At 47.7% G+C, this 15,490-nt stretch carries 14 protein-coding genes and 3 tRNA genes; 8 read left to right on the forward strand and 9 right to left on the reverse strand.

Annotated elements, in window-relative coordinates:
- Positions 1-13: 13 nt before the first annotated feature.
- A complete protein-coding gene (locus tag C0068_RS11165) occupies positions 14-889 on the reverse strand; it encodes an IS982 family transposase (RefSeq protein ID WP_103682565.1) in 876 nt (291 codons plus the stop codon).
- Between the two features lie 210 nt (positions 890-1,099).
- Between C0068_RS11165 and C0068_RS11170 the strand changes: the two genes are divergently transcribed.
- A complete protein-coding gene (locus C0068_RS11170) occupies positions 1,100-1,708 on the forward strand; it encodes a MiaE family protein (RefSeq protein WP_103684575.1) in 609 nt (202 codons plus the stop codon).
- A gap of 16 nt (positions 1,709-1,724) precedes the next feature.
- On the opposite strand, the gene C0068_RS11175 is transcribed toward C0068_RS11170, so the two are convergent.
- The 5 genes from C0068_RS11175 to C0068_RS11195 all read right to left on the reverse strand — a co-directional run bounded on the left by C0068_RS11175 (position 1,725) and on the right by C0068_RS11195 (position 5,575).
- Positions 1,725-2,294 (reverse strand): ANTAR domain-containing response regulator, encoded by a 570-nt coding sequence (locus C0068_RS11175; RefSeq protein WP_103684576.1) that lies wholly within the window; start codon positions 2,292-2,294, stop codon positions 1,725-1,727.
- Positions 2,295-2,302: 8 nt separating this feature from the next.
- Positions 2,303-3,601, reverse strand: coding sequence for a CmpA/NrtA family ABC transporter substrate-binding protein (locus C0068_RS11180; protein ID WP_103684577.1), 1,299 nt, complete (start codon positions 3,599-3,601; stop codon positions 2,303-2,305).
- Between the two features lie 2 nt (positions 3,602-3,603).
- A complete protein-coding gene (locus C0068_RS11185; RefSeq protein WP_103684578.1) occupies positions 3,604-3,942 on the reverse strand; it encodes a hypothetical protein in 339 nt (112 codons plus the stop codon).
- Positions 3,943-4,350: 408 nt separating this feature from the next.
- On the reverse strand, positions 4,351-5,073 hold the full coding sequence (locus C0068_RS11190; protein ID WP_103684579.1) for a UDP-2,3-diacylglucosamine diphosphatase: 723 nt from the start codon (positions 5,071-5,073) through the stop codon (positions 4,351-4,353).
- Between the two features lie 7 nt (positions 5,074-5,080).
- Entirely contained in the window at positions 5,081-5,575 is a 495-nt protein-coding gene (locus tag C0068_RS11195) for a peptidylprolyl isomerase (RefSeq protein ID WP_103684580.1), read from the reverse strand.
- 159 nt (positions 5,576-5,734) lie between these two features.
- Here C0068_RS11195 and C0068_RS11200 point away from each other — a divergent pair, with 159 nt between their 5' ends.
- On the forward strand, positions 5,735-7,414 hold the full coding sequence (locus C0068_RS11200; protein ID WP_103684581.1) for a glutamine--tRNA ligase/YqeY domain fusion protein: 1,680 nt from the start codon (positions 5,735-5,737) through the stop codon (positions 7,412-7,414).
- Positions 7,415-7,598: 184 nt separating this feature from the next.
- On the forward strand, positions 7,599-9,002 hold the full coding sequence (cysS, locus tag C0068_RS11205) for a cysteine--tRNA ligase (RefSeq protein ID WP_103684582.1): 1,404 nt from the start codon (positions 7,599-7,601) through the stop codon (positions 9,000-9,002).
- Positions 9,003-9,015: 13 nt separating this feature from the next.
- Here cysS and C0068_RS11210 read toward each other — a convergent pair whose 3' ends face one another.
- Genes C0068_RS11210 through folD form a run of 3 tightly spaced genes read right to left on the reverse strand, consistent with a single transcriptional unit; the run spans position 9,016 to position 10,903 of the window.
- Positions 9,016-9,393 carry a VanZ family protein gene (locus C0068_RS11210; RefSeq protein WP_103684583.1) on the reverse strand — a complete coding sequence of 126 codons (378 nt, stop codon included), beginning with the start codon at positions 9,391-9,393 and terminating at the stop codon, positions 9,016-9,018.
- Complete coding sequence (locus C0068_RS11215; protein ID WP_103684584.1) at positions 9,390-10,043, reverse strand: lysophospholipid acyltransferase family protein; 654 nt, start codon at positions 10,041-10,043, stop codon at positions 9,390-9,392. The genes C0068_RS11210 and C0068_RS11215 overlap by 4 nt, the downstream gene beginning before the upstream one ends.
- A 14-nt stretch (positions 10,044-10,057) precedes the next feature.
- Positions 10,058-10,903, reverse strand: coding sequence for a bifunctional methylenetetrahydrofolate dehydrogenase/methenyltetrahydrofolate cyclohydrolase FolD (gene folD / locus C0068_RS11220; protein ID WP_103684585.1), 846 nt, complete (start codon positions 10,901-10,903; stop codon positions 10,058-10,060).
- A 171-nt stretch (positions 10,904-11,074) separates the two neighbouring features.
- On the opposite strand from folD, the gene C0068_RS11225 reads away from it, so the two are divergent.
- The 5 genes from C0068_RS11225 (at position 11,075) to C0068_RS11245 (ending at position 15,410) form a co-directional block, all read left to right on the forward strand.
- A tRNA-Pro gene (locus C0068_RS11225) sits at positions 11,075-11,151 on the forward strand.
- Positions 11,152-11,179: 28 nt separating this feature from the next.
- Positions 11,180-11,256 (forward strand) — tRNA-Arg (locus tag C0068_RS11230).
- Positions 11,257-11,279: 23 nt separating this feature from the next.
- Positions 11,280-11,355, forward strand: a tRNA-His gene (locus C0068_RS11235).
- A 641-nt stretch (positions 11,356-11,996) separates the two neighbouring features.
- Complete coding sequence (locus C0068_RS11240) at positions 11,997-13,634, forward strand: OmpA family protein (RefSeq protein ID WP_103684586.1); 1,638 nt, start codon at positions 11,997-11,999, stop codon at positions 13,632-13,634.
- A 93-nt stretch (positions 13,635-13,727) separates the two neighbouring features.
- Complete coding sequence (locus C0068_RS11245; RefSeq protein ID WP_103684587.1) at positions 13,728-15,410, forward strand: ShlB/FhaC/HecB family hemolysin secretion/activation protein; 1,683 nt, start codon at positions 13,728-13,730, stop codon at positions 15,408-15,410.
- Positions 15,411-15,490 lie beyond the last annotated feature (80 nt).

A 15,490-nucleotide genomic window follows, 5' to 3' on the forward strand; every position in this document is an offset into this window, starting at 1 on the left:
ACCCGTGGTGCATTTAGGAAATGACCACTTTCAGGTTGTTTAATTTATTCCCTTCACGTTGGTTGAACCATTGAATTAATGTGAGGGACGCTATCTTTGTCACAATTCTGCGCGAAATACCCTTGAACGATTTTGCATAATTCCGCCGTATCATGAACTGGTCACAAAGTTGTGAAAACAATGTTTCGATCCGCTTTCTGGCTTTACGATATTTAGCCGGAAAGTCTCTAAACTCTTTCTGGTTCTTTCGCATCGGTGTTTGCAAATTGATACAACTTGATGAAAATAAATCTGTTTGCCAAACTCTGCTCAAATACCCTTTATCGCCAATCAAAACACAATTGTTTAACTGGCCTTCAATATCGTTTAGGTAATGGATGTCATGAACCGAAGCCTTTGATATATCGTACATTTTTAACACGCCACTCGGTGAGCAAACCGCGTGTAACTTATAGCCAAAGTAGCGCATATTTTGTGCTGCACAAAAACCAAAATCTGGCGAGCTAGATTCAAATTCTTGGCAAATTTTACTGCGATTAGATCGACTCATTTTACACACTTCCAATGGCATGCTATCGACAATATTTATATCGTTATCAACATCTAATCGCGTGACAATAGCGCTTCTGATTTCTTCTAATTTAAAACTCAACCTTCGCGCTCTTCTGTTATAAACGGAGCGCTCAATTTTCCCATTGATGCACGCAGGCAGCTGTTTGAACAAAAAGTGTTCTGAATCAATGCCCAGTGTTTCAGCTGCAAGACTGAGCGCGAGTAGCTCCTTATCGCTTAGCTTAGGTGTTCTGATTTGATTCAAAAAATTATCGGCTGGCTCAATTTCGTGCAAAAGAGACAGAATTTTGCTATAAACGCTGTGTAAGTTACTCATCTCGTTACCATTTTTCTCGTAAACTAATGATAACCTCTTTATGAGGGTGAGTAACTTACCTCCTTCCTAAATGCACTACGGGTTATGTATATTCACTCCGATAAGTGATGCGTAATAGTTACATTTCCCCCTTAGTTTGAATTCTACGACGCTGATGAGTCTCTAGAGTTTGTTATACTGCCGCCGTTTTTATTATCTGGATGCGAGTTCATGTCAGTCGATATTAGTGAGATTTTAGCGTTTCTACCCTGTGAAACCCCGCAGGGATGGGTTGATGCGGCTTTGGCTCACCCAGAGGAAATGCTAATAGATCACGCTAACTGTGAGAAAAAAGCAGCAGGCACGGCGCTGAATTTAATGTTTCGCTATGTCGACAAGCCAGATCTATTAAATCGCATGTCTAAGCTTGCTCGTGAGGAGTTGCGCCATTTTGAGCAGGTGATGGCGATTATGAAAAAACGTGGTATAGGCTACCGACATTTGTCGTCGGCGCGCTACGCCAACGGTCTGCGTGCAGAGGCGCGCACCAGCGAGCCACATAAATTGATTGATATTTTGATTATCGGCGCCTTGATTGAAGCGCGTTCCTGTGAGCGATTTTCTCGCATTGCACCATTGCTCGATACCGAATTGAGCGCCTTTTATACCTCGTTATTAAAATCTGAATCTCGCCATTTTAAAGATTATCTGACCTTGGCTGAACGCTACGCCACGGAAGATATTCAGCCGCGGATTGATTTATTTAAGCGTAAAGAACAGCTTTTAATTGAAACAGAAGATGAGGTGTTCCGTTTTCACAGTGGGCCCTTAGCAGCTTAATTGCGATGGCGTGTTTTTATATAAATGACCCTGTTTCTACTAGCTGACGGGCAACTTCGGTGATGGTGCGGCCTTGCCGGTTAGCATTTTTACTCAGTAAGTCGGTGGCTTGCTCTTCGGTAAGTCCGTAAGTTTCGGTAATAAATTTCTTGGCATTATTTAAAACTTGGCGCGCATCTATTTCTGGTTTTAAAGATTGAATTTCAGAACGCAAGTGCTCAATGCTGTAGAAATAACTTAGGGTGATATCGATTAGCGACTGCAGCAGTTTTGTTGGGATATTGTCGATGGCATAAATGCTAATTCCCGCGTCGGCGGCAAGTCTATTGATACTTTCTGAGCGAGCATTTCCTAATTTTATAACCGTGCGCGGGCTGGCTTTATTAAGCTGTGCCAAATGTTCCAAGGTGTCGCGGTTGGGAGAATTGGTGTCAACCAGGATGATTTCAGGGTGCATTTCTCCGACGAGTTGGTAGATATCAGTGTTGTGATTGTTGAGCTTAATAAGTTCGATACCAGTCCATGCCAAAATCGGCTCAAGCTTATTTGCACGGGTATCGTCGATATCTATCAGCAATACTTTCATATGAGTAATTATGCCTCTTTCTGAATATTAATTAGTCGCAGTGCTGGAATATCTGCCTTGGATAAACTCTGTTGTTCCAAGTATTTAATGATGCCGCCAACGCTTATGACTTGCCCGTCTAGGAACTGATTGGGGCCGATGTGTTGCGACTTCATTAGCATGTTTTTCTCGTGTAAATTGCCTTCCGTTTTTCTGTCTATGCTCGGGCTTTCAAGTCCGATAGCGGCGGCGGCGATACGAAACAGCGCAGGTTTATATACGGCGGCAACGGTCTCCTCGATGTTAATTGGCGTAGTTAGCTGGCCCCAGCGATACATTTGTGAAATAAACCACTCAGCATGATTAAGCCAAGGAAAGTTGGCGGAATAGCGGTGGAAAACGTGGAAATCTTCGACTTTTTCTGGAAGTTGACCGTGGTGTTTGAGGGACAGTCCTTGTAGTGAGAGCGCTACCGTTTCTTCGGGGAGTGCGATGTACGGCGCTTGGCTGATCATTTTTGCGGTGGTTTTGCGATTTTCTTTTTTGTCTAACCAAATACAGGCTTTGAGTAAGGCTCTTAAGATGGCTTGATGGGTCACTGGATTTTCGTTGGCCCAGCTCTCACTTACGGCAAATACTTTTTCTGGGCTGTTGTTCCAAAGTTGGTATTTGGTGGCGACAACATGGCCAAGCTGTTGCTGCACCGCAAGGGTATTCCAAGGCTCCCCAACACAGAAGCCGTGGATGTCGCCGTCGGTCATGGCGGTAACCATTTTGGGCGGTGGAATGACGACAATTTCGATATCGCGGTCTGGATCTATTCCGGCGCTAGCAAGCCAGTAGCGCAGCTCGTAACTTTGGGTAGAGCAGGGGTAAACCACCCCAAAACGTAGCTTTGGTCGCTTGCTGCGTTTGTTTTCCTCAATAACACATTGCAGTGCCTGAGCGGCAATTAGCGGGCTGAATTCGCTGCGCGGGTCTATTGCGTAGAGGTGTTCGTAAAGGTCGTTGTTTACAGTAATGGCGTTGCCGTTTAAGTCCAGCACCATTGCGCTAATCATGTCGATTTTGGGGCCGCCTATACCTAGGCGAGAGGCGACGGGGATAGATGCGAGCATTTGTGCGCCATCCAGTATGCCTAATCCCACTTTGTCGCGTATGCCTGCCCAAGAGGCTTCTCTGGAGAGTGTGACATTCAAACCCTCATTGCGGAAATAGCCTTTTTCATGGGCTATGACCAGCGGGGCGCAATCCGTTAACGGTATAAAGCCGAGAGTTATGTCGGCCTTTTCGATTCGAAGTCCATTTTTATTATTGATAACTGCCATTGCTAAGCTCCAGTTGCCTTCTTAAGCGGTAATTCTTCTGGTGAATTTGGTTCTGCAGGTCGAAGTTCGGGTAGGTTTTTCTCGCTAGTTACGCTGCTTTTTGCTTTCTTTTGGTGCAGGAAGATCTGCTTCGCAGCAGGGTATTGCTGTTTGTTTGAGTGATCACCTATAAATTCTATCTGATTGAATTTGAAATAGTTTAGGCTTGGTGAGCATTCTGATCTGTTCGCATCGATGCCTGTTCGCAGTGTAATTTTCGCGATTTTATCCGTCCATGTGGCGTTCTTTGTTACGGTAGGCCATGCATTCGCAGAGCCACTGTCTAGAGTTTCGGTATTCATCTCTACCACAGTGGGTTTTATTCCTGAGGGCGTACCCCATTGAAGCTGTGGTAGGTATTGCAAGTTGCGAGCCTCGTTTAGTATCTGTGCCGAACGTCACGTTAGTGCTTTGGTGTATTTCTGCTTCGGCAGTGTGATGTTTCTGTGCAATATAAAGTTTGCGTGACCACAAAGTATTGCACTGCTATTACACAAATAAGCACAATTTGGGCCAAAATTTCATATTGTTAGCGGGTTTCCTGTTCTTCCCTGTCTGGTAGGCTGCAGTAGGAGAGTTGGTGCATTAGATTGTGGAGTTTACTGGGGTGCATATTTCGCTGGCGGCATAAATGTGCACTTTACTGATGCAGTTTTTTGTGAGCACCTGCGGTATCTCCTCAGTGGTGCTTAGTTGAGAGGTGCCGCGGCCTACAAGGGGCTGGAGTGCAGGGAAAGTGAACCGCTTTCGTCTGTCAAATACCACACATTGCTATCCCAGTCGCCAAGTACAATGCGCTCTGCTTTGATGTTGTCGCTTGTTATTGGGTGTCGATTTGGTCTGTGGGTGTGGCCGTGGATCATTCGTGTGCAGCCGTACTCTTTTAATGCGGCGACAACTGCGTCGGCATTAACGTCCATGATATCTTCGGCTTTATTGCTATTCGCTTCGTTGCTGGCCATGCGCAGGTGTTTGGCTATCGCGCGGCGCTCTTCAAGTGGTTTGCTGAGGGCGTCTTGCTGCCATGCCGGTGAGCGCAGCATTTTTCTAAATTGCATATATTGCTGATCGTCAGTACACAGGCTGTCACCGTGCATTAGCAAGGTTTTCTCGCCAGCTAGGGTAATGACCGTTGGATCTGTGATGAGTTGGGCGCCGACCTCAGCACAAAAGGTGTTACCAAGAAGAAAATCTCGATTGCCGTGCATGATGTAAACCGCCACACCTTGCTTGCTGACGGTGCTTAGCGTCTTTTTTACTGATTCTATTAATGCCGAACTGTCGTCGTCACCAATCCAGCTTTCAAAGAAGTCGCCGAGTATGTATAGGGCTTTTGCCTTGATGGCATGGCTCTGTAGGAAGTCAAAAAACGCCCGGGTGATATCCGGGCGCGTTTCATCCAGATGTAGGTCTGAGATAAAGAGTGTGGTCATGTGGGGATTAATCTACCCACACGGCTTTTTCAATAACTACATCTTCGGCGGGCACGTCTTGATGACCGGCAACGCTGGTGGTTTTAACCCCTTTGATTTGATTTACAACGTCCATACCGTCTACGACTTTAGCGAACACGGCGTATCCCCAGCCCTGCATGGTTTTGCTGCTGTGGTTTAGGAAGTCGTTGTTCTTTACATTGATAAAGAACTGCGAGCTAGCAGAGTGAGGGTCAGAGGTGCGGGCCATTGACAGGGTGCCGATGTCATTTTTTAAGCCGTTATCAGCTTCGTTTTCGATAGGGGCGCGGCTTGCTTTTTGTTTCATGCCTGGCTCAAAACCGCCGCCTTGGAGCATAAAGCCGTCGATAACGCGGTGAAAAATAGTGCCATCATAGTAGCCGTCGACAACGTATTGCTTGAAGTTTTCAGAGGTTTTAGGTGCGTTTTCGAAGTCTAGCTCAACCTTGATGTCGCCGAAATTTGTAGTGAAGATAATCATTTACGCTGATCTCGCTTATAACCGGAAATTAAAGCCGCTATAATAAGGCTTTTGGCTGCGAGGCGAAACCAGCGCTAAGTCTTTGTGCTTATCGCATATTTAGCTGCGGCCTCGGCTACTTAGCTTTTATCGCCGATTTTGACCATTTGGAACCCATCAATGACTGACAATGCAGTATCTGGCAATAATTTTCTACGCTCTATCGTAAAAGAAGACATCGCCTCTGGTCGTTTGAGTGGTGAGCTCATTACCCGCTTTCCACCTGAGCCAAACGGCTTTTTACATATTGGTCACGCCAAATCGATATGTCTGAATTTTGGGCTTGCGCAGCAGTTTGGCGGGCGCTGTCATCTGCGTTTTGATGACACCAATCCCGCAAAAGAAGAGCAGGCCTATATAGACGCGATTCAAGAAGATATTCGGTGGCTTGGTTTTGAGTGGTCTGGGCCGATTCGTTATGCCTCGGATTATTTCGATACGCTATATGAATATGCGCTGCATTTGATTCGCGAAGGAAATGCCTATGTCTGCGACTTAAGCGCCGACGAAGCCCGTGAATATCGCGGTACTTTGACCGAGGCAGGTAAAAATAGCCCTTACCGAGATCGTAGCGTCGAAGAAAACTTGGCCCTGTTTACGGGCATGCGCAATGGCGACTTTGAAGAGGGTAGTCGGGTGCTGCGCGCCAAAATTGATATGACGGCGCCAAATATTAATCTGCGCGACCCCATCATCTATCGTATTCGCAAAGTGAGTCATCATCAGACCGCCGATAAATGGTGTATTTACCCGACCTACGATTTCACCCACGGTCAGTCCGACGCATTAGAAGGGATAACCCATTCTATCTGCACCTTAGAATTTGAAGATCATCGCCCCTTGTATGAGTGGTTTATTGCCAATTTGCCGGTGCCGGCACAGCCCAAGCAATACGAATTTGCGCGATTGAATGTGAATTACACCGTCACCAGTAAACGTAAATTGAAAATGTTGGTTGATGAAAAGGTTGTCGATGGTTGGGATGACCCCCGTATGCCAACCATCGCGGGCATGCGCCGCCGTGGTTTTACACCAGCTTCGCTGCGGCATTTTTGCGATATGGTGGGTGTTGCTCGCAGCGAGGGTGTTGTTGATGTGGCGATGCTTGAGCACGCTATTCGCGATGACCTCGATAAAAATGCACCGCGGGCCATGTGTGTTATGGACCCGCTGAAAATCGTTATTACCAATTACCCTGAAGATAAAGTGGAGTGGCTCACTGCGCCAGGACATCCAAATAGAGATGATCTTGGTGAGCGAAGTCTGCCCTTTAGTCGTGAGGTTTTCATTGAGCGCGATGACTTTCGTGAAGAGGCCAACAAGAAGTTTAAACGCTTGGTCTTAGGTAAAAAGGTGCGTTTGCGTAGCGCTTATGTGTTGTTGGCCGAGTCGGTTGTGAAAGATGAGGCTGGCAATATAGTCGAGGTGCACTGCAGCTATGATGCAGCGACCCACGGTGCCGATCCGGAAGACGGCATTAAGCCAAAAGGTGTTATTCACTGGGTGTCTGCGAGTCACGGCAAGCAGGCAACCGTTCGCCTTTACGATCGCCTGTTTACCCATGAAGCGCCAGATCGCGGCGGGGAAGAGTTCCTTGATCACGTTAATCCAGCATCTTTGACAATTGTTGAAAATTGCTGGATTGAGCCGGGCCTCGCCGACGCTGCTCCAGAGGCGAGTTTTCAATTTGAGCGCACTGGGTATTTTGTCGCCGACAAAGTCGAGCACAGCAGTGCGGCGCCGGTGTTTAATCGCACGATTGCGTTGCGTGATACATGGGGTAAAGAGTCGGACGTCTGAGGTTGGATGTCTGTCGAAAGCGATGGCGTTAGATGCTAGACGGGAGAGGGGAGACGCAAACGCTGTTTTCTCGCTTCGAGTCTGAAGTCTAGCAGCTGATGGATATAATCAAATTTTTATAACGGGCTTGGGTTGAATTTGACGTTGCGTCTCCCGTCTCCCGTCCAGCATTAAGCGATAATCTATGACGATTCAAATCTACAACACCCTTAGCCGCAGCAAGCAGCCCTTAGTACCGCTGCAGGACGGTAAAATTAATATGTATGTCTGCGGTATGACGGTGTATGACTACTGTCATCTTGGGCATGCGCGGGTGCTGGTGGCCTTTGACGTAATTACGCGGTATTTGCGTGCCAAGGGTTTTGATGTCAATTACGTGCGTAATATCACCGATATCGACGATAAAATTTTGCGTCGAGCGGATGAGAATAACGAACCCTTTGAGGCCTTAACCGAGCGCTTTATAAAGGCGATGCATGAGGACGCGGCGCGGCTAGATATTATGCCGCCAGATCAAGAGCCGCGGGCTACGGCGCATATCGGCGATATTCTCGACATGATTGCACGGCTCATTGAGAAGGGCTTTGCCTACCTTGCCTCTAATGGTGATGTGTATTATCGCGTAGCGTCCTTCAAAGATTACGGTAAATTGTCGGGCAAAAAGCCCGATGAGTTATTGTCAGGTGCACGTATCGCCGTAGATGAAGCCAAAGACGACCCCCGCGATTTTGCGCTGTGGAAGTCAGTGAAAGATGGTACAACCAGTTGGCCGTCGCCTTGGGGTAACGGACGGCCTGGCTGGCATATAGAATGTTCCGCAATGTCTACCTGCTGCTTGGGTGAAACCTTTGACATTCATGGCGGTGGGCCCGACCTTGTGTTCCCCCATCATGAAAATGAAATTGCCCAATCCGAAGCCGCCACGGGTAAAACCTATGCGCAAACATGGATGCATGCTGGCGCTGTTAGGGTCGACAACGAAAAAATGTCTAAATCTTTGGGCAATTTTTTTACGATTCGTGAAATTCTTGATCGCTATCATCCAGAGGTGGTGCGTTACTTTTTAATCTCCAGTCACTATCGCAGTGCGATTAATTACTCTGAAGACAATCTGCAAATTGCCAAGCAAAACTTGGAGCGTTTTTACCATGCATTTAAGGGCTTGGAGTACGCGGAGCCGCGTCCTTACGCTGAGCTAGATAAAGGCGACGAATATGTGCAGCGCTTTGATGCGGCAATGGCTGATGATTTTAATGCGCCGGTTGCGCTGGCTGTTCTTTATGACATGGTGCGGGAGCTAAATAGCGCTAAAGAAGCTGCTGACGCAGCGAGGGTTGCCACCTTAGCGACAAACTTGAAATCGCTCGCGGCCTTGCTTGGTGTTTTGCAATTGTCAGCTGATGCGTTTTTACAATCGGGTAGTGGTGATCAGTTGGCGGCTGCTGAGATTGAAAATTTAATCGCAGAACGGGTGCAGGCTAAAAAGGATAGGCAATTTGCGCGGGCTGATGAAATCCGCGACTCTCTTAAAGCGCAGGGGGTTATTTTGGAAGACAGTCGCGAGGGTACCACCTGGCGACGCGAGTAAGTTTGTTAGAGAATTAATTTGATGTCGCGGTTTTTTTGCCGCGACTTCGATAAATTTTTGCGAGCCACCGTGAAAATAAATACCCGCAAATAACCCCAAGGCTATTCGCTATAGCATCTCCAATCGACGTGTCGCGGCCGGGTGAAAACTGCTGGGCATATTCAATAAAAATACTAAAACAAATAATACCTAAGGCTGTGCGTAAATGAGCATTGCGGCTTTTTCCTATGGGGAAAGCCATGATCATAAACACTGCGTATGCTGCAAAGTGCTGGGCTTTATCCCAAATATTAAAGCTTATAGCCTCGTCGGAAGGAAGTAGTGATAGGGCGGCAATACAGGCGCCGTATATAAAAACAAGAATGCAATGCAGTCTGTCTTTTGTTGTCATTTTGGCGCTTGGTAATCGTCTGCTTGTAAACCGCTAAGCTCGTTTTGAGCGGCCAATAGAGCGATGTTCAAGTCAGCTTCGTCAGCGTAATCTTCTAAAGCGAAGCGCTTGTAATTAAAGCTAACCTCAGCAAAGGGCTTGGGAAACTTAGATTTATCCCAAGAGCGTTCTATACGCCAGCCATCGTAGCTCGCTCGGATTAGGTAGAGGGGAAGTTTGGTTCGTTTGGCTAATACCATCGCGCCTTGCTTCATTTCGTGGCGCGGGCCACGTGAGCCATCGACGGCAAAGGCGATGGATTTGCCTTTCCGAGCTGCTTTTAAAAGCTGGAGGAAGGCGTCTTTGCCGCCCCTGCTTGGTGAGCCTAATGCAACCTCGTAATCGTAGCGCTCCATTACTTTTGCAATGGAATAACCGAAGTGATTTCGTGAGGCAATAGCAGTTATGCCCTGATTGCGAAAATAATGGACCAGCGGCATTAACTCGTCGTGGTACACCGCCATAATGCAGGGGTGTTCTATCTCGAGTTGGTTCTTGAAGCGCAGGGTTTTCATTATCCAAAAAAAGATTTGAAGAATGCTGCTAAGCAGTACCCGCGCAACTTTTTGCGCGGGGCCTATTTTTTTGGGTCGTTTATTTGCCCTTGGCATGATGCTATTCCGTGTCAGGCGATGGCTTTTTCGCCGGAATCCACGCTTTGGAAGATAAGAGTATTGATCGTCATTGGGCCAACGCCGCCAGGTACCGGAGTATAGGCGCTGACACGGTCCACAAGTGGGGCAAGTTCAATGTCACCAACGCCGCCTGGGTGGTAGCCGGCGTCTACAACCACGGCACCGTCTTTTATCCACTCAGCTTTGATAAATTCGGGTTTGCCGACTGCGCCTACTAATATGTCGGCTTGTTTGATTAAGTCGGGCAGATTTTTTGTGCGGGAGTGGCAGATGGTGACGGTGGCATTGGCCTCCAATAGCATCATGGCCATGGGTTTGCCGAGTATAGCGCTACGTCCAACCACAACGGCGTGTTTTCCTTCGATGTCAATTTTGTAGTGTTCCAGTATGCGCATGATGCCCTTGGGTGTAGCGCAGCCATAGGCGTCTTCGCCCATCGCCATGCGGCCAAAGCCAAGGCAGGTGACACCGTCTACATCTTTATGCAAGGCAATGGCGTCAAAGCAGGCGCGCTCATCGATTTGCTCGGGTACTGGGTGCTGTAGCAATATGCCGTGCACATTGGGGTCATTATTTAATTCGTCTATTTTGGCAAGTAATTGTTCGGTGCTGGTGGATCCTGGCATTTCTACCGCAAGAGAATCCATACCTACGCGCCGGCAGGCATTGCCTTTCATCTTGACGTAGGTGGCAGACGCGGGGTCGTCACCGACCAATATTGTGGCAAGTATGGGAGTGCGGCCATTTGAACGGTTTTTTAGTGCAGAAACCCTCTCTGTTAGTTGTTCTTCCCAGCTTGCCGCTAGTGTTTTGCCGTCTAGAATCAAAGCAGTCATTCAGGTAGGTCTCGCAAAAAAAGATGATTCAAATTAGAGTGTTATTGTCGCATGGGTATAAACAGCAGGCCAACAAATCAATCGAATAATTTTTCCCAAAACCGTTGACGAGATAAAAAGGTCTGCGTATCATGCGCAGCTCCTGTAGCGGGGCATACGGGAAACGAAAAACGGGGTATAGCGCAGTCTGGTAGCGCGCCTGCTTTGGGAGCAGGATGTCGGGAGTTCGAATCTCTCTACCCCGACCATTTTTCGTATCTCAGTTCGGACGGTTTTGCGCCCGTAGCTCAGCTGGATAGAGCAACGGCCTTCTAAGCCGTCGGTCACAGGTTCGAATCCTGTCGGGCGCGCCATTTACAGGACAGTTTTTCCAATGGTGGCCGTAGCTCAGTTGGTAGAGTCCAGGATTGTGATTCCTGTTGTCGCGGGTTCAAGCCCCGTCGGCCACCCCATTTTTTTACTACTCCCTTCTTAAATTTTAAGCTTCTTCGATGCAGAGTCTTTCCTTATCTCGGGGAGTTCTTCGCGTTTATTTCTATTATTTCTCTTTAAATTGAGCTGAGATTGATTCTTGGCGACGCCTTCTAATTTCAATTGTATATTGCGTCAAGCGGGCAAATCCGCTGCAGTGTGTTGTAGTGCTCAAGTTGCTGTTTTAGTCCTGTGATTGCCATCACAAAATCGTATTAATGTCGGTAAGTACCCATTGCTTTGCTATTTAAGCGTCTCGGCTTTCATTAAGATTGCGCGGATAAAGTGCGCTTGCTGTTTTACCTATTTGTATAAAGGCGGAGTTTTTCGTTTACCGGTTTTTGTTGCGCCTGCGTAATGGATATCTAGAAAAATCTGCTTTTGTACATAGTAAGTTGGTGTGAGTTTTAAACCCGTTTTCATTTTGCTCGGGTGGCTGCGAGGCTAGGAAGGGGTGACACTGAGAGCTTGCACAAGCGTTTGGTGTCTGTGCGAATTTACTTGTTTGTTGTCGTTCCGATTTCTCTCTATAAAGCAATTTTTTATAGGGAGTGTGTTGTCGGTTTTTGTTTTCGGTTCATAGCGATGAGCTATAGGCAGGTTTTTGTTAGGGAGCGTTCAAATGGGGTGTTTTCGCAAGTTGCTGGCGGTGTATGCCGTGGTGACGGCATTGTTATTTTCTAATACTGCGTCAGCAGATGTTCTTACCGATCTTCTGAACACGCTGGGGATAACGCAGCTATTGTCTGAGGTATCCGGCACAGTGGGAACAATTGGCGCATCAGTGCTTGATCCAGTAGGCACGGGTGATAATGACTTTCTGGGTGCGGATGCGTTGAACCCGGAGAATGACCTTGGCGTTACCTTGGCTTCGGGTGAGTTACTTGGGTTTGGTAATAAAACCGGCTCGGGTACGGCTATTCCCCTTGATGCGCTTGGTTTGTCGCAGTTGATCGGCGCGCTGGGCTTGAATTATGAAAGTGGTATCGTAAGTCAGTTGCGGGGTTTGGTGGGCCCAGAGGGAGCTATTGTAGTTCCTATCGTTGGCGCATTAGAGGGGCTGACAGATCAGTTAACCGCAGGCGGCTTGCAGCTTGCAGAAACTTTGTCATTGCCTGGGCTTGACGGTCAACCTATTGGATTGGCGCTACTTGGCGCACCGGATTCGGGGAATGCAACTGCAGATGGCTTGGCTGGGATTGCCTTATTAACACCGGGTTCGTCGGGTAACGGTGGCTTGATAGGTTTGGCTGTTTTGTCGGGCGACAATTCAGGTAATGGTAGTTTGATCGGTGTGTCAGTGCTGAGCGGAAGCAGCAGTGGCAACGGCGGTTTAGCCGGTGTTGCGGCGATATCTGGTAGTAATTCAGGTAATAGTGATGGCGTTGCTGCAGCAGTACTATCTGGCGACAACGTCGGTAACGGTGGTAGTGCTGGCTTGGCAGTATTAAATGGTGATAACGCGGGTAACTCTGATTTTGGCGCTATCGCGGTTTTGAATGGTGCTAATTCGGGCAATTCCGACACGATTGCTGTTGGCGCTATCAATGGCGAAAATTCCGCTAATGGCGGCGTGATTGGCGCAGGTGTGCTGAACGGGCCAAACTCGGGAACCGGCGGTTTAATTACGGTTGCCGTAGCGAATGAGCCAGGCAATGGCAGTAATAATAATGATGACGGCGATGCCAGTAATTGTGCAGTCACGGGTGGTGTAGGTTGCTCTGATCGCGATCAGTTGGCACTCATTGATACCTGTAAAGATCTTGATGCAGACGGCGTGTGTGACGATCGCGATGAGTGTTTAGACACACCTGCTGATATGCCGGTGTTTTTGACTGGCTGTCATTTGACAGAAGATGCACCACTGGTATTAAGAGGCGTGAATTTTGAGTTTGATCGCGCTGATTTAACACCAGAGTCGCTGCCGATACTTGAGCATGCTGTAAAAGTGTTAGAAGCGCAGCCTGCGGCCTTAGTAGCGGTCGATGGGCACACTGATGCGAAGGGTAGTGATGAATACAATATTCGCCTTTCTTATGCGCGCGCTGCCACTGTTTACAACTACCTTATTGCTGCTGGTATAGAGGAAAAGCGTTTAGCTTACCGTGGCTATGGTGAGTCTGTCCCTGTTGCGACTAATGAAAATGAAGACGGTAGCGATAACCCAATTGGGCGTGCCGAAAACCGTCGTGTTGAATTGAATATTCTCGACGGCGAAGCATTTCTAGCTGTGAAAGAACAGAATCAATCTGACAATTAATTTCGAAGACGGGCGTGCGCGCCCGTCAATATTTGCTTAATTCAATATGCTATTGATGGCGCATATTGAGTCTTTATCAAGGGATTTGTGTTTATGGCAATCGACTTTCCACCAGCGCTACCGCCGCAGTTAACGACCGTACAATATATCGAGTCCGTGGCGGGTGCCGGCGCGCCGTATACCGGTATGGTTAATGGTTATGAGTTGCGCGTATCGGGTACGCACTATTTAAGTAACGATGAGTTAGATGCGATTTTTAAAGCGGCAAAAACGCCGTCACAAGCTATTTTCTTAATGAATTCCCTTGTGCTTCGCAAGGGGCATTTACTGGTGACTATGCAGTATGCGCCGGATAGCAATGTGGTTTATGTGCATGCGCTGCAGGGTAAAGTGGCGGACGTTCAAGGTGGTGGCGTACAGGAGTTTTTTGAAGAGCTTCGTGGTGACCAAGATCTAACGCGTGCGGAGTTCGAGCGTGCCCGGGTAATGGCAAATGTAAAAAGCCTGCGTACCGGCATAGATTATTCGATTTCTTATGATGCCGATACGAAAAACTCTGAAGATATAAGTTTAATTTTTGACGAGACACCGGTTGAAGATCACGATGCCACTGATGTGTTTTTTCAAATAGGCAACCAGGGAAGTCGTTACGTTGGTCGTTATTTTGGCAATGCCGGAATTAGCCATAATTTTGAAAATGGCACGCGGGCGACTTTTGGTTATGAAACAGCCTTTACTGATCTGGGCGAGTCTCGTAACGGTGAAGATTACCACCGTTTTCAGCTCGCAGCGGATCGCGCATTTAGCACTGGTTTGTATGGTATTACCGCCAGTCACACAGAGTACTCACAGAATTTTGGTCCGGTTCCAATTACGACAACAACCGGCGGTGGGACTCCGCTTTGCGACTTATTAGGGCCTTTAGGTGGCTTGCTAGGTTGTAGTGCAACAGGTGGTACAACTACAACGACGACACAAAATTTATCGTTAGATGCTGATATTAACACCATCGCCTTAAGTGGTGAGCAGGTTTTATCGGCTGATTTGACTCACCGTTTTAATTTATTTGAACGCATTGAATATATCGATTCGCAAATTGATGCAGGTGCCTTTGGCAGTTTGCAGGACGAAAAATATGGCACCGTTGAATTTGGTGCTAAATATTTTGCTGCTAAGCTCTTGAATGGGAAAACCTTCCGTTGGTCGGCGCAGCTGTCTCTTAAAGCGGGTGTAACCGGCGATAGCGGCACGCTAGGTACTGCAGTTGCGACCGCGCCAGAAGTGGGGCCGGCTACCCGTACCGCAGAGTTTGTCACTATTCTGCCTAGGCTCTCCGCAAAGCTGCCGATGTCGGATACGTCAGAATTTAATTTGAATTTTTTAGGGCAGTTTGCTGATGAACAGTTGCCTCAACAGCAGCAGTGGGTATTGGGCGGCATGAGTGCTCTAAGTGCTTATTTGCCTGGGGTTATGTCCGGGGATTCTGGCTACTTTATTACCGCTGATTTCACCCATAAATTTGTTGCGGGCGGCCTTGACTTAAGTGCTGCTGTTTTTGCTGAGTACGGTGCGGCGCAGTTTGAAAATGCCTCTGGCGCACTTGGTGATGAACGCTCAATAGCAGACATGGGTGTGCGTGTAAGTGCTCAAATGGGCTGGGGTGTTACCGTTGATGCGGTCGCAGCTAGACCGTTAATGGACGATGGTTTTGCTTCTTCGCGGGAGCTTGATAAGCTTGAGGCTGACTTTTATTTAGTGCTCAAGAAAGTATTTTAATTTGCTTTTAGAACGGCGTCCCATGTTTTTAAAAGATGTGGGGCGCCGTTTTTATTTCAGCAGAAAAAACGTCTTGAGAG

The organism is Zhongshania marina (assembly GCF_002915595.1).
Taxonomy (GTDB): Bacteria; Pseudomonadota; Gammaproteobacteria; order Pseudomonadales; family Spongiibacteraceae; genus Spongiibacter; species Spongiibacter marinus_B.

Coding starts and splice junctions, on each gene's coding strand:
- C0068_RS11210 (WP_103684583.1), bottom strand. CDS start 9,393: ATGACAACAAAAGACAGACTGCATTGCATTCTTGTTTTTATATACGGC.
- C0068_RS11195 (WP_103684580.1), bottom strand. CDS start 5,575: ATGATTATCTTCACTACAAATTTCGGCGACATCAAGGTTGAGCTAGAC.
- C0068_RS11170 (WP_103684575.1), top strand. CDS start 1,100: ATGTCAGTCGATATTAGTGAGATTTTAGCGTTTCTACCCTGTGAAACC.
- C0068_RS11180 (WP_103684577.1), bottom strand. CDS start 3,601: ATGGCAGTTATCAATAATAAAAATGGACTTCGAATCGAAAAGGCCGAC.
- C0068_RS11215 (WP_103684584.1), bottom strand. CDS start 10,043: ATGCCAAGGGCAAATAAACGACCCAAAAAAATAGGCCCCGCGCAAAAA.
- cysS (WP_103684582.1), top strand. CDS start 7,599: ATGACGATTCAAATCTACAACACCCTTAGCCGCAGCAAGCAGCCCTTA.
- C0068_RS11165 (WP_103682565.1), bottom strand. CDS start 889: ATGAGTAACTTACACAGCGTTTATAGCAAAATTCTGTCTCTTTTGCAC.
- C0068_RS11175 (WP_103684576.1), bottom strand. CDS start 2,294: ATGAAAGTATTGCTGATAGATATCGACGATACCCGTGCAAATAAGCTT.
- C0068_RS11200 (WP_103684581.1), top strand. CDS start 5,735: ATGACTGACAATGCAGTATCTGGCAATAATTTTCTACGCTCTATCGTA.
- C0068_RS11190 (WP_103684579.1), bottom strand. CDS start 5,073: ATGACCACACTCTTTATCTCAGACCTACATCTGGATGAAACGCGCCCG.
- folD (WP_103684585.1), bottom strand. CDS start 10,903: ATGACTGCTTTGATTCTAGACGGCAAAACACTAGCGGCAAGCTGGGAA.
- C0068_RS11185 (WP_103684578.1), bottom strand. CDS start 3,942: ATGAATACCGAAACTCTAGACAGTGGCTCTGCGAATGCATGGCCTACC.
- C0068_RS11245 (WP_103684587.1), top strand. CDS start 13,728: ATGGCAATCGACTTTCCACCAGCGCTACCGCCGCAGTTAACGACCGTA.
- C0068_RS11240 (WP_103684586.1), top strand. CDS start 11,997: ATGGGGTGTTTTCGCAAGTTGCTGGCGGTGTATGCCGTGGTGACGGCA.